Here is a 14,093-nt window from a genome sequence, read left to right as displayed (position 1 = left end):
ACTTCTATGCCAACATCAAATACCAACTCCCGCACTCTTATTTGGTTTCGGTCAGACTTACGAGTTGAAGATAATACCGCATTACAGGCAGCGGCTGCTTTTAGCAATCCGGTGGTCGCCTGCTTTGTTATAACACCAGAACAATGGCGCGAACATGACATGTCACCCATTAAGGCGCGCTTTATTTATGAAAACCTTATCTGCTTACAGCAAAGTTTGCTGGATAAGTGCATACCATTAAAAATTATAACTGTGGCAACTTTTGATCTATTGCCCAAGACACTATTGTCCCTATGTCAGTCCTGTGAAGTAACGCAGCTATTTGCTAACCATGAGTATGGTGTGAATGAAAAACAGCGTGACTATCAATGCGAGCGACTATTATCAGATAGCGGCATTGGCTGTCACTTTTTTCATGACCAGACTGTTATGGCACCGGGTGCTGTCACTAAATCTGATAGCACTCCCTATAAAGTGTTTACCCCTTTTAGCAAACAATGGCGCAAGCTTACTCATTGGCCGCCGGGCGTTGCTGCTAACATTAAACCTCAGGTGATGCCGGCTATTAAGCCGGATAAAATTGATAAACAATTATTTAATCTAGGCCCTCACCCCGCTATCGCCTGGCAAGCCGGTGAGGAAGCCGCCCATAAAAAACTACAGGCCTTTGCAACGCAAGCAATGGGGGATTATCGACAACACCGTGACTTGCCCGCTCTGGAAGGAACCAGTTCCTTATCGCCATATTTGGCGATTGGTGTGCTATCCCCCCGGCAGTGCTTAAAGGTTGCCTATGACAGCTTACAAGGTGCTAATCCGTTGGCAGAAGAGGGAATACAGTGCTGGATAAATGAAATTATCTGGCGTGATTTTTATATTCATATTCTCGATTTTTTCCCGCATGTCAGTCGACATCAAGCCTTTAAAATCAAAACAGAAAATTTACCATGGCGCTATGATGAAAAAGATTTTCAGCGTTGGTGTAGCGGGCAAACGGGTATTCCTATTATCGATGCAGCCATGCGACAGTTGGTAGAAACAGGCTGGATGCACAACCGTTTGCGAATGGTAACAGCCATGTTTCTCAGTAAAAATTTATTTATCGATTGGCGATGGGGTGAGCGGTTTTTTATGCAGCATTTAATCGATGGCTTTTTAGCCTCGAATAACGGCGGATGGCAATGGTCTGCCTCTACAGGTACTGATTCGGTGCCTTATTTTCGTGTGTTTAACCCTACAACCCAGGGGCAGCGCTTTGATACAGAGGGTGAATTTATCCGCCGCTTTGTTCCTGAAATTCAGCATCTTAATAATAAGGAAATCCATGAACCTCCCTTGGATCTTTTCTCTAGTGCAAGCTATCCAACACCGATGGTTGACTTAAGCCTGAGTAGAAAAACCGCCATACAACATTTTAAATCGCTAGAGTAGTCAGGCCCTGGTATTGAAGTTATACACATTGGTAGAGTGATAAGAAATCATACGTTTTACCGTCAGCATTTGGTAAAGATAAGCTGGCAATTTTTTATTAACACTATTACGAAGGCGCTGTTTGGTCATGCCTCTTTCTATGCTGGATTGCTTTACCGGCCAGCGCTGTTTAGCCAGGGTATCTTCACCCTGGACAAGTTCAAGTTCCAGTGAACCTCGAATCCACCACCAACCCTGCTTTTTCTGCAATGGTTCAGTATCAAGTTTGCTGCTTAATTGGTAGTGGGAGTCGGCTACTATTTGGATGCCGAGGCTGGCGACAGCATTTTCCAATTCGCTCTGCATCTGTGGGTCATCAGTAACAATAGTGAACTTTAAGGCCGACAAGGCATTACGAATCAGGGCTGCAATATCACTGCTACTATAGCGACTATTAATCCCTTTGCCGGCAGTCACCACAAGATTGCGATGACTGTTGTCACGTTCAAGCTGGCTAAGACGAGCTTCTTCTAATGCACGTAGTGCAGCCACCGGGCTTGGCGCCTGATGACGGGCATACTCAACTAACTCATGGGTTTTTCTATCCGCAGCGCGAATGCTTTCCCTAAAGCGTCGGCTTGCCATTGTTTTATCAAGCACCACCAGGCTAAAAATCTTGCCCTCTGGCGACTGCCAATAACTAACAATATCGCTGCCTTCTAATACCTGCTGCGCCTCTGTATTAACAAAACGGGCCACCCGCACTTGGTTATCTGTGCTCTGCTGCCCTGCGGAACTATTTACGATTGCCTGTGAAAAATCCTGCTGACTATCTTTAATCGCCACCTGAAAAATTTGCGCCAGGTTGGCCCGGGCACGACTAGCGGCGGTTTCGCGATTGCCCGCTTCACCGATGGCGCTTAGGTACTTGTCCGCCGGGTGTTCAACCGCTGCATTATCAATCCATTGCGGTTGTTTTTCACTACTGCTGCATGCAGCAAGCATTGCAATACAACATAAAATAATCGTTAGTCTATTCATAGTAAATGCCTTTTTTTAGTGCCCAACACTATTGGCCAACAGCAACAAAGTATTACCCTGGTTAAACTTCAGTAATTCACTGGCGTTAAGACCATTGGTTAAATCCATTGCCTCCACATCAATATCAGCAGCGATACGGATCCTGGCAACCTGTATTGATGAAGGCAGCATATTCCAACTGCGCAAATCCGCCTGCTCTGCAATGGTGGAGGCAAGATTAAGCAGTGCCGCCATTGAATCACCCCGCTCCCTGCGCATTTTCTCGACTAACTGATATTTAGCCACTACCCGCGCTGTAGCGGCGGCGGTAATAGCAGGAATTTCATCGTTAAAATCGTTGCGGGCCAGAATTTCTAAATCCTCAATCAGTCCGGTTCGAAGACTTTGCCCGGCCACTGACAGCGTTAGCGGCCGTGGGTAATAATTAGCCGAAGAATTGTGAGGAGCATAATAAGGAACTGATAAACTGATTTGTTGCTTTAGCTCAAAACTATAGATCGATAATGTTTGCTGGCGCTTATGACTGACAGTACCGTCAAAGTAAAATACGATCAGTTCTTTTTCACCCTGCGCCAATGGCTGGGCTGTTTTTGCAAATCGCTGACTGTAACGCTGGTACTCTTCCTTTAGCCCCTGGCGCAAACTGGTTTGCAATAAACTTTTCTGCACCGCATCGGGAATAGGCTGGCCTCGCTGGTCAAGAATATCTGCACTACTGCGATAGCTGATCATGGCATTGTCCCATTCGCCGTTAAGCTCATAAATCAGCCCCGCCAGAAAATGGCTGGAGGCTAATTGCCCGCGCAGTGTATCGCCATCGGCCACTTCCCGCATGGTGATATCCGCCTGTAGCATTTCTACTCTTGCGCTCGCCAGGTCACTTTGTTGCAGGTAGTTATAGGCAAGTACGGTATGGACTAACACTCGTTCGCTGGCGGTACCTGCATAGCTGCGCAGGGTTTCATTAATGGTCAGCGCTGCAAAATTTTCGCTCAGGCTACTAGCCTGTAAGCTATGCATAATGCTCTTGGCCGCTTCCAAATCCTCGGTGCTGGCATCAATATTGCCATTAAGGCGATAAAGCGTGCCGCGGTTTAATAAGTATTGCGCTCGATCCCTATTATTGGGATTTATTTTTTCTAATGCCGCCAAGGTGCTATCCGCACCGGCGACTTGCAGGCTTTCAGCCAGCGAATTGACTTTGTGCTGGGCAACGCAGCCGCTGAGCAACGCCAACACCAGTAGCAAAGTCACTTTTACTGAACGGAGAACAGCTACCACAGTGTATGAATCCTTCCAGGATCAGCGATTTTCTAGAATCGCATTTTGCCGTTTTTTACCAGCTTTTTGATTTTCTTTTGCCCCAGCCATACCTTGCGATTGTTCGCCATGCTCACCATAGTCAGGTCGATCTGGTAGTAACGCACCTGCTCTTTGCCTTCAACATCAATAATGGTGTTGATCTGGCCGGTCAGCATAAAGTCAGCACCCTGCTCCTGGCCCGCGGCATTGCGAGTGTCTTCAGTCGCATTAAGGTCCTGGTCTTTGCGCTCTTCGCGAATTTCATTGCGCTCGTTACTGGAAGCTACAAAATCAACCTGGCCGGAATTCACCAATGACCGACTCATATCCGCGACAAAGGTATTTACATTAATATGTTCATGGCTGAGGTTGCGAACAGTGCCGACAATCACCGCCGGCGGACGGCCCGATGAGGCGGTAAATTGTGATATCCAGACTCTTGAAAGTGAGTCCTGAATCATTTCTTCGGCAACCATTCGTGAGTCGCTATCGTTCCAGACACCACTAAGGTCAACGGTTTCATTAGCATCGATACGTTTAACGGTAGTGCCGCAGGCGCTTAGCAAGATAGCGGCGCCGATGATCAATCCATATTTAATGCGGTTTAGCATAATTTATCCCCTGGGAATTATTTGGCTGATGTGGTCGTTTCAATAAAACGGTCAAAGTTGGCTTTGTTATTGTCACCGTAAAATTGTTTAAAAGAACTGCTGAGGTTATCAGCCTTGGCAATCAATTCATCCATGGCTTCAATACTCAGTTCGGCAAAGGCGTAGATATCGCCGGTTTCTTCATGTTTCCAATGGCCTAAAATACGAGAGCCACTTAGGGCCAATTGGGTAGCTGTACGAATCTCACGCTCAATATTCATATCGGCGCTATCGCCAACACTGGCGGTGTAATCATTGAGAGTACTATCGACATAGGTCTGAAGAATGCGGGCAATCTCAGCACGGGCGCGGTTGTCGGCGGTACTTTTTTGCAGGGAGGTATCACCCATTGGCGGCGCCATGCCGACACCATGCAGTAATTGGCCGTCGTCATTATCAACCGCCTGGGTACCTTCGTTAACCCAGCCAGGGGCGCCATCGATACCGAGGTCACTTTCAATAGTGGTATTGCTGCTACAGGCAGCTAGAAATATGACAGCCAGAAAAAAAATAGAGGATCTAAAGATGGGGACAAAACGTTGCATAACCTTACTCCCTGATTATTGTCAGAACAATAACAGTGTGCCATAGATGCCGGGGGGAAATCATCTTATTAAATCATCTTATTGGACAGATGTTTTTAGCACGGGTTCAAGTTGGCTCCGCCGCCAAGACTACTGGACGCAGAGATGTCTCTGCTGAATCAAAAAGGGGACACAACTAAGAATAGCTATCGTTTAAATGACTTAAGATAGTTTAACAGGCCATTGGTTGAGCTTTCATATTCGCTGATTTTATCTTTAGACTGAACATCGTAAAGTAGCTTGCCAGCAAGTAATTTCCCCAGCTGAACGCCCCACTGGTCGAAAGAATAAATTTCCCAAATAATCCCCTGGACAAAGACTTTGTGCTCATATAACGCGACCAGAGCGCCCAGGTGATAAGCATCCAGCCTATCCATAATCAAGGTATTGCTGGGGCGATTACCAGCATGAACTTTATGGGGCAGCAGTTGCTCTATTTGATCAGCTGTCATGCCATGGCTTTCTAAATCTTTGTTAATTTCTGCGGCATTAACACCATTCATTAGTGCCTGGGATTGTGCAAGACAATTTGCCAGCAAGGTCTCATGATGGATCTCGCTTTTGCCATAACTGTTAGCAGAGGCAATAAAGTCCGCCGCTACCTCATGAGTACCCTGATGTAAAAGCTGGTAAAAAGCATGCTGACCGTTAATGCCGGTCTGCCCCCAGAGTATTGGACAGGTTTTATAGGTCAGCGCTTCGCCCCGCCAATTCACCGACTTACCATTACTCTCCATCTCCGCCTGCTGCAAATAGGCAGGCAGGTGATGCAGGTTTTGGTCATAAGGAAGAATGGCCAGGGTATCGATATTCAGGAAAGTTGAATTCCAAACCCCTATTAAAGCCATCATCATAGGCATGTTTTGTTCTATGGGGGCACTGCGAAAATGGTCATCCATCGCGCCGGCACCCTGCAGCAATGACTCAAAGGTATCAAAGCCCCTGGCAATAGCGATAGGTAAGCCAATGGCTGACCATAATGAAAACCGCCCACCGACCCAATCCCAAATTTTGAAGCAGTACGCTAGCGCCACGCCAAATGACAAGGCTTTTTCTACGTCCTCGGTTACTGCAACAAAGTGTTTTGCCACCGCAGATGCCGGCGCCCTGCTGAGCAGCCAGCGCTTGCCAGCTTCTGCATTCAACAAAGTCTCAGTAGTAGTAAAGGTTTTTGAAGAGATAATAAACAGTGTTGTCTCTGCATTAAGACCAGCTAATAGGGTCTCCAGAGGGACGGCATCAACACTGGAAATATAATGCATATTTAACAAGTCAGCGGGCTGTGCTGGCAATGCATCAGTAATCATTTCAGGGCCGAGATTAGAGCCTCCAACCCCCAGGCACACCACATCAGTTATTGCCAGGCCACTATAGCCTTGCAACTTTCCGGCACGTAACCGCGTAGAGAATGAGGCAATATGCTCCAATTCCTGCTGGACTTGCCGATTAATCCCTTCATCGGGGCAGTGCTTACTACGTAAAGCAGTGTGGAGAACTGAGCGACCTTCCGTTCGATTAATTTTATCGCCATTAAACATGGCATCACGCCAACGCTCCACCTCACAGTCTTCAGCCAATTGCAGCAAGGTTTTTTTAATGTCATCAGAAAGGCGATTCTTGGAGTAATCAAACAGCAGGCCATTGCCCGGGATATGATATTTTGAAAACCGCTCGGGGTCCTGGGCAAAAAAATGTTTAATCGACTGGCCATCAATAGCAACAGCCATAGCTTCCAACTGCTGCCAACTTTCAAGACTATTGCGACTCATTCAAACCCCAACCCTAAAGCTATTATAGCTAACAGTCTAACGTATCGACTGTGGCTAAATATAGCTGATATTAACAATTCAATAGCGAAATAGTAAGGTAGAGAGCTTAGTGACAGCTCTGGCTTTTTTATATCTGCTTATTAGCGCCGCATCGAGGCTTATCAGTTGCCACATTAGCCCGCGCTGGTTACTATCACCTCCTATCAATACAGCCCACTGCAACCAAGGAAACCCTATGCCCGCCCACGCTGCACTTGCCGACATGATAGGCAATACTCCCCTGGTTTACCTGCGTGAGATTTCAGAAGCCACCGGTTGCGAAATCTATGGCAAAGCGGAGTTTCTTAACCCTGGCGGCTCCATCAAAGATCGTACTGCATTAGGTATCATCCGCGACGCAGAAGCCAAAGGTAACTTACAGTCCGGCGGTACTATCGTTGAAGGCACCGCAGGTAATACCGGTATTGGCCTAACTATGATCGCCAATGCCCTGGGCTACAAAAGTGTTGTAGTGATGCCACAAACCCAAAGCAAAGAAAAAATTGAATTGCTGGACTTATATGGCGCCGATTTACGCCTGGTCAAAGCCACCAGCTACAACGATCCTAATCACTATGTGCATCAAGCCGATCGACTGGCCGAAAAACTCAATGACCAACTGGACAGCGGTGCAATCTGGGCTCGACAGTTTGATAATCTTGCCAATATGGAAATCCATAACCGCACTACCGGTGAAGAAATTTGGCAACAAACCGACGGCAAAGTGGATGGCTTCATTTGTGCAGTAGGTACTGGCGGTACATTAGCCGGTGTCAGCACCGCACTGAAGGCACACAATCCCGATATTAAAATTGGCATTGCTGACCCCATGGGCTCGGCGCTTTACAACTATTTTAAAGACGGTGAATTAAAAGCTGATGGTCGCTCTATCGCCGAAGGCATTGGCATTAGCATACTGACAGACAATATCCGCGAAGCCATTATTGATATGGCCTATCAAATTAGTGATGAAGAAGCCCTGCCCTATATTTATGACCTGCTGAAACACGAGGGACTCTGCCTGGGTGGATCATCAGCGATTAATATTGCTGGTGCTGTCCATCTGGCAAAAGAAATGGGTCCGGGGCACACCATTGTAACGATACTGTGTGATTATGGTCATCGCTATCAAAGCAAGCTGTTTAACCCGGCCTTTTTGCGCCGTATGAAATTACCGGTTCCCGACTGGATTGACTGATAAAGCCCGGGGGCAATCAGGCTATCGCCATGCCGCTCTCAAAAGTGCTTGATAATTTTATTCTGTCGCGCTGAATACGCATAATCGAACGCTCAAGTACTCGCTGATCAATTGATGGCAAGTCAACAAACTCTGCACCAATCAGAACATGGCTCTGGTCGTGTTCGTCCACCTCAATACTTCGCACTGAAGCTTCGCAGTGAATATTCACTCCGGCAAAATCAAAGGCTAACTCGTCTAACATATCGTTAGGGTGAAAATTATTCGCCGCCTCACCATCTAGCAAGACCTCAACGGCGATTCCCGTGCTGGAGACATTCCGTAAAGAGCCTTGATAGCTCTGTCCTTCAGGGCCAATAAAATGAGAATCGATTGCCATGGTATCGGCAATCGGCAACCGGTAGGCATTGCGGCGCTGGCTGGTTTCTATATCCTGGGGCATTGCCAATACGTAGATAGGGGCTTCATCGTAACTGTGTTGCTCGAGGATGGAGCTCTCAAACTTGATTTTCCTGCCGCCCTTCTGGCGCACAGCCAAATGGACCTTTTGGCCAGGTAAGCCCAAAAAGCCGGTGGGAAACAACTCATCAATCAGGATTGTGCGCTCGGTGGGGTCTGATTCGAGGATCATGCTCTGGTACACAACCTCATCACCCTCAATCATCACCTCCAGAAAATCACGATTTCTTTGGGCCTGGTGCAGGCTTAAGTAGGTGTAATTCAAAGCATTATCAGTTTTAACTGCCGGCTTGCTGCGAAAGCGATCTATAAAGGATGTGATCATAGCCAAATTACCGAGGATAAATTCTCTATTCAATACGTATAAGATCGGCGCCTGGGACCAGATCTTTAGCCATGTACTCATTCGGGTAGGAATCCAGACTTAATATATACCTGATATTCTAGCCAAAGAAACGCTAAAGATACTTAGCCCGGTAACAATCACAACTAAGATTAACAATAAGCGCAACGGGCGAAAGGGTTTTCGCTCTACCGAGTTAACGCCTTTTTTCAGGAACTCGTCCACCTTTGCTTGATCTTCAGGGAATAACTTATTTTCTTTAACCATGGCGAGAGACCTACGTCGATGCTTGGAATCATTGAGTTCTGTAGGGTGGATTATCTCTCAGAAGAGGCAGGTATGCCAATATGGATGGGTTTTAAAATAAATTCAGTCCGTTAGACCGTGACAAATCACGCTGTAATATCCAGCAAAGTGCCTAGAACCTCATCGGCGGTTTTTACTACCGCAGCGGAAGCCTGCACCTGCTGTTCACCCCGCCTTAATGACACCGCCGCCTCAGTAATATTGGCTAGAGCATCATCACCAGAGGCCGTTTCCGGGTCTGCTTCAAGGCCTGCTTCAGGGCCTATGGTGGTGGCACTAACAATATCCTCGGCTGCCCGCTGCACAGTATCTACACCGGATTGAACCCCTTGCAGACCTGTCGATAAGATTGAATTGACCAAACCACTAACCTCTTGATTAATATTGCTTATAATTTAAGCAGAGAGTCGGGCTAAAAACCATGTTCCATGTCTCATAGGGCCGTATTAGCCAAGATGATGTGGCTATAAAAATCAGCGGTTTATAACTGGATCTAATGTTAAAAAGGGGCTGACATCAGCCGCTGTGGGCTTATCTAACACAGGGACTTCACCCAGGCAGGGGGCATTGATCAGTGACTTTAGTGTTTGGATATTCTCTTCATAACAGGGCATACCGGCGTCAAGACGGTTTGCTACCCAGCCGGCCAACGTTAAACCATCGTTAGCAATAGCCTCTGCGGTAAGCAGGGCATGATTGATACAACCCAGCTTTACCCCGACCACAAGAATAACGGGCAGATTCAATTCTTTGACCAGGCCTGCCAGTGTTTCAACATGATTGAGTGGCACTCGCCAACCACCGGCACCTTCAATCACCGCGAGATCTGATCGCTGCATTAATGTGCCACGGCAATAGCCTGCTAATTGCGACACCATCAAACGCTTGCCGATTTGCTGCGCGGCTATATGCGGGGCGATGGCAGGCTTTAAGGCGACAGGGTTTACCTGTTCATAAGGCAACTCGACTGACATGGTTTCCCGCAGTAGCAGCGCGTCTTCATTGCGCAAGCCTTCAGGGGTTTCTTCACAACCGGCGGCAACAGGTTTTATCGCCAGAGTCGATAGACCTTGCTCGTTAGCTGCGGCAAGAATACCTGTAGCAATTAAGGTTTTACCTACATCGGTATCTGTACCTGCTATAAAAAATTGTTGCCCCATACTATCTCAACCCTTGCCGTTGAACCGTTTGAGCCAGCGCCGGCTTTTCTAAAACACCAAACCAAGCTTGATAAGTTGCTGGTAAAGCACCCTGCGGATTTCGTTGCTGATCATAGGCAGCCATTAATCCGCGAATTCTTTGCTTACCGGTTAAACCGGTTGGGCGGCCACTATTAACATTATGAGCACCTAATGCTTTTAATTCTTTGGTGAGTTGTTTAAGTGTGTCGTACTGCAGCACAATATTTTCTTCAACCGTTTGGTAAGCCGATAAAAAACCTGCACTGTTGATTGCTGTATCAATCACCTCTCGCTCAGTAAAACGATTGACATGAACATAATTATCCACCTGATGCCAGGCCCGACGTAATTCATGTAGGGTATTAGGGCCAAGAGTGGCAAAGACAAAACTTCCCGAAGGTTTTAAGACTCTAAACACCTCCGCAAATAAAGCCTGGCTATCCTCGCACCATTGAATCGCCAAGCTAGAAAAAATAATATCTACGGAATTATCAGCCAGCGGTAAATTTTCTGCATCACCGCAAAGCCATTGGCAGCCTGGTTGATGTTTTGAAGCATGATCGACCATACCTTCGGCAAGATCCAAACCAATCACCTGGCCATCGGGGTAGGCCTCTTGTAATGGCTTGGCAAAAAAACCCGTGCCGCAACCTAAATCTAAAACCACTTCTGCAGGAACTGGCGGTAAAAAACTGATCAGGCGATTACCGATACGACGCTGCAAGTTAGCAACACTGTCGTAAGTCTCTGCGGCGCGACTAAAAGACCGTGCTACCTGTTGTTTATCCAGTACGCGTTTTTTTGGTGATAGTTCAATAGCGTTATCCAGCCAACTATCAATAACAGCCCAACAAGTTTCTGGTTTATCCAAAAACAGAGCGTGGCAAGTATCGGGAATAATATTAACGGAATCTCCAAGCCTGTCTTTTAAGGCATTGGCAGCACTTAGTGGCACTAGATTGTCGTTTTCACCATAAAGATAAAGTGCAGGAACTTTTAGTGTATCGATTAGCTGTGTATTGTTGATTATCGCTAACAGATCCAGTGAATTTTTTAGTACATCATCGGCTACTGTTTCTTTTTTTGCCCTAAGCGTTTTTACCAACGCTTTTTCCTGACCTGAACCATAGGCCTGCAAACCGGCAAAGCGTTTTTTAGCCATGGCCGCATTGCTTGCCACCAGTGAATAAAAATCATCAAAAACTTTTTTATCCATAGCATGGGGCCACTGGTCATCAGCGATAAATTGTAAGTTGCTGGCCAAGGTCACTAACGCGATTACCCGCTCGGGAAAATGGCTGGCAATGGTGGTGGCTAACATACCGCCTAAGGAATAACCCAGATAAATAGCTTTGTCGGGAAGGTCAGCCAGAAGTTCAGTGATTAAGGTGTCAACATCTTCATAACGTCCTGTATCACTTAAGCCATAACCGGGCAGGTCAATCTGGATCACCGTAAAATGCTCACCTAAGGTTGGCAGCCACTCCTGCCATACCAGACTCGACATACCCCAGCCATGAAGTAGAACTAAGGCAGGCCTCACAGCATCACCTCAGCTAAGGCCTTTAATAAGCTGTCTACCTGATCTTCGCTATGTGCTGCACTTAAGGTAATACGTAAGCGCGCTGAATTAGCAGGTACCGTTGGTGGGCGAATAGCGCTGATTAAAAAACCTTTTTCCAATAAGGCATCACTGATTGCTATCGCCTTTTCATTACTGCCTATCATCAATGGCTGGATAGCGGTTATTGAAGGCATCAGTTCTAAACCGAGCTGTTCAGCACCTTGCCTAAAGTGAGTGATCAAGGAATATAAATGCTGGCGACGGTCTGCATCCTCACGCACAATCTTTAAACTGGCCAAACTGGCGGCGGCTACAGCTGGAGGTAAGGCGGTGGTATAAATATAGGAACGGGAAAATTGAATTAAGGTTTCAGCCAGATCTTCACTACCAGCAACAAAAGCACCAAAACTACCCAAGCCTTTGCCTAGCGTTCCCATTAATACCGGAAGCTGTTGTTGATCTAAATTAAAATGGTCAGCGCAGCCGGCACCGGCGTTACCTAACACACCGAAACCGTGAGCATCATCGGCCATTAATCCGGCATTATACTTTTTGGCTAACGCAGCCAAATTATCCAGCGGTGCCAGATCTCCATCCATACTAAAAACGCTATCAACAACGATAAGTTTTTTATTGTCGGTTGATTTTTTAAGGCGGGACTCAAGATTATCTAAATCATTATGCAAAAAGCGCTGGAAGCGCGCGCCGGATAATAAACCGGCATCCAATAGAGATGCATGATTAAGCTTATCTTCAAACACTGCATCTTGCTTACCCATCAGGGCATTGACGACACCCAAATTTGCCATATAGCCGGTGGAAAATAATACCGCGCGATCACGCCCCACAAAATCAGCCAGCTCTTCTTCTAACTGATGATGTAGGCTGCTATGGCCACACACCAAATGCGAAGCGCCGCTTCCCACACCAAAGTCGTTAGCCGAAGAAGTAAATGCGGCAATCACATCGGGGTGATTAGCCAAACCCAAATAATCGTTACTGCAGAAGTTTAAATAAGGTTTGCCGTCCACAATCACTTCAGCGCCCTGAGCACTTTCCAGTATTCGCCGCTGTCGATATAAATGGTTGGACTTACGCTCGTCGAGCGCTGCAGTCAGTTTAAAAGGGTCTGACATAGGGTTGCCGCTTGGGCGCAGGTTTAGGCCTGCGCTGCGTCGTAGAAAAACTTATCGTTTTCAGCTTGTTGAATTTGCTCGCGGATACGATCTTCTTCACCGTCATCGCAGCGCTCAACCGTACGATCTTCTGGCTGAATGCCCAAGCGATCAAATAACTGCAAATCTTTATTTGCTTCAGGGTTGGCGGTGGTTAATAACTTCTCACCGTAAAAAATAGAATTGGCACCGGCAAAATAAGCCAAGGCATGCATTTCTTCATTCATTGCTTCACGGCCAGCCGACAAACGCACATGAGACTCTGGCATTAAAATACGCGCAACCGCGATAGTGCGAATAAAATCAAAATTATCCAAATCGGCTTCTTGCGCCAAGGGCGTGCCTTCAACACGCACCAACATATTAATGGGCACACTTTCAGGGTGCTGCGGCATATTGGATAACTGAATTAACAAACCGGCGCGGTCTTTAACCGTTTCACCCATACCGACAATACCGCCACTGCAGACTTTAATACCGGCATCGCGAACATTAGAGATAGTCGTTAGACGATCTGAATAAGTACGGGTGGTAATCACTTCACCGTAAAACTCCGGTGAGGTATCTAAATTATGGTTGTAATAATCAAGGCCTGCTTCCGATAACTCAGCCGCCTGATCCGCCGTTAACATACCCAGCGTCATACAGCTTTCCAAACCCATTTCCTTCACGCCTTTAACCATGGCGGTGACATAGGGCATATCTTTAGCCTTAGGTGAACGCCAGGCGGCACCCATACAGAAGCGAGTTGCGCCAGTGGCTTTGGCTTCTGCCGCCTCCTGTAATACCTTTTCAACTTCCATTAATTTTTCTTTTTCCAGACCAGTGTCATAGCGATTGCTCTGGGGGCAATACTTACAGTCTTCAGGGCAGGCACCGGTTTTGATCGACAATAACGTGCTGACCTGCACCTCATTAGGATTAAAGTACTGGCGGTGAACCGCCTGGGCTTTAAATAGCAAATCATTAAAGGGCAGCTCGAATAAAGACTGAACTTCCTGTGGCGTCCAATCGTGGCGAACCAGGCTATTTGCGGCGGTCATAGGGCAATCCTGCAAGGTTAAAATAAGGT

Annotated in this window: 14 protein-coding genes; 2 read left to right on the top strand and 12 right to left on the bottom strand. The window is 46.9% G+C overall.

The features are described 5' to 3' along the window. Positions 1-6 precede the first annotated feature (6 nt). Entirely contained in the window at positions 7-1,431 is a 1,425-nt protein-coding gene (gene phrB, locus P8H32_RS06285) for a deoxyribodipyrimidine photo-lyase (protein WP_297292620.1), read from the top strand. Here phrB and P8H32_RS06280 read toward each other — a convergent pair whose 3' ends face one another. The 5 genes from P8H32_RS06280 to pgi all read right to left on the bottom strand — a co-directional run bounded on the left by P8H32_RS06280 (position 1,432) and on the right by pgi (position 6,756). Next, positions 1,432-2,451, bottom strand: a complete 1,020-nt coding sequence (locus P8H32_RS06280) for an LPP20 family lipoprotein (protein WP_297292619.1) — start codon at positions 2,449-2,451, stop codon at positions 1,432-1,434. 15 nt (positions 2,452-2,466) lie between these two features. Next, positions 2,467-3,732 (bottom strand): COG3014 family protein, encoded by a 1,266-nt coding sequence (locus tag P8H32_RS06275; protein ID WP_297292618.1) that lies wholly within the window; start codon positions 3,730-3,732, stop codon positions 2,467-2,469. Between the two features lie 32 nt (positions 3,733-3,764). Beyond that, positions 3,765-4,364 (bottom strand): penicillin-binding protein activator LpoB, encoded by a 600-nt coding sequence (locus P8H32_RS06270; protein WP_297292617.1) that lies wholly within the window; start codon positions 4,362-4,364, stop codon positions 3,765-3,767. A gap of 17 nt (positions 4,365-4,381) precedes the next feature. Continuing rightward, entirely contained in the window at positions 4,382-4,948 is a 567-nt protein-coding gene (locus tag P8H32_RS06265) for a hypothetical protein (RefSeq protein WP_297292616.1), read from the bottom strand. Between the two features lie 185 nt (positions 4,949-5,133). Next, on the bottom strand, positions 5,134-6,756 hold the full coding sequence (gene pgi, locus P8H32_RS06260; RefSeq protein ID WP_301088776.1) for a glucose-6-phosphate isomerase: 1,623 nt from the start codon (positions 6,754-6,756) through the stop codon (positions 5,134-5,136). Between the two features lie 235 nt (positions 6,757-6,991). Here pgi and P8H32_RS06255 point away from each other — a divergent pair, with 235 nt between their 5' ends. Next, positions 6,992-7,993 carry a cysteine synthase A gene (locus tag P8H32_RS06255; RefSeq protein ID WP_297291348.1) on the top strand — a complete coding sequence of 334 codons (1,002 nt, stop codon included), beginning with the start codon at positions 6,992-6,994 and terminating at the stop codon, positions 7,991-7,993. Between the two features lie 16 nt (positions 7,994-8,009). Here P8H32_RS06255 and P8H32_RS06250 read toward each other — a convergent pair whose 3' ends face one another. The 7 genes from P8H32_RS06250 to bioB all read right to left on the bottom strand — a co-directional run bounded on the left by P8H32_RS06250 (position 8,010) and on the right by bioB (position 14,064). After that, the gene (locus P8H32_RS06250) at positions 8,010-8,858 is read right to left on the bottom strand and encodes a flagellar brake protein (RefSeq protein WP_297291349.1); all 849 of its coding nucleotides are present in this window, start codon (positions 8,856-8,858) and stop codon (positions 8,010-8,012) included. An 18-nt stretch (positions 8,859-8,876) separates the two neighbouring features. Then, entirely contained in the window at positions 8,877-9,062 is a 186-nt protein-coding gene (locus P8H32_RS06245) for a DUF3094 family protein (protein WP_297291350.1), read from the bottom strand. 125 nt (positions 9,063-9,187) lie between these two features. Continuing rightward, positions 9,188-9,463, bottom strand: coding sequence for a hypothetical protein (locus P8H32_RS06240; RefSeq protein WP_297291351.1), 276 nt, complete (start codon positions 9,461-9,463; stop codon positions 9,188-9,190). Between the two features lie 111 nt (positions 9,464-9,574). Continuing rightward, positions 9,575-10,261: a dethiobiotin synthase gene (gene bioD, locus P8H32_RS06235; protein WP_297291352.1), complete on the bottom strand. Its 687-nt coding sequence runs from the start codon at positions 10,259-10,261 to the stop codon at positions 9,575-9,577. A 1-nt stretch (position 10,262) separates the two neighbouring features. After that, complete coding sequence (gene bioC, locus P8H32_RS06230; RefSeq protein WP_301088774.1) at positions 10,263-11,825, bottom strand: malonyl-ACP O-methyltransferase BioC; 1,563 nt, start codon at positions 11,823-11,825, stop codon at positions 10,263-10,265. Then, positions 11,822-12,982, bottom strand: coding sequence for an 8-amino-7-oxononanoate synthase (bioF, locus tag P8H32_RS06225; RefSeq protein ID WP_297291354.1), 1,161 nt, complete (start codon positions 12,980-12,982; stop codon positions 11,822-11,824). The genes bioC and bioF overlap by 4 nt, the downstream gene beginning before the upstream one ends. 23 nt (positions 12,983-13,005) lie before the next feature. Further along, positions 13,006-14,064 carry a biotin synthase BioB gene (bioB, locus tag P8H32_RS06220; protein ID WP_297291355.1) on the bottom strand — a complete coding sequence of 353 codons (1,059 nt, stop codon included), beginning with the start codon at positions 14,062-14,064 and terminating at the stop codon, positions 13,006-13,008. Between the last annotated feature and the right edge of the window lie 29 nt (positions 14,065-14,093).

The sequence above is a fragment of the Oceanicoccus sp. genome (assembly GCF_029238675.1).
In the GTDB taxonomy this organism is placed as follows: domain Bacteria; phylum Pseudomonadota; class Gammaproteobacteria; order Pseudomonadales; family Dasaniaceae; genus Oceanicoccus.
Note: the sequence above shows the minus strand (reverse complement) of the source record. Positions and strands in the feature narration are given on the sequence as shown.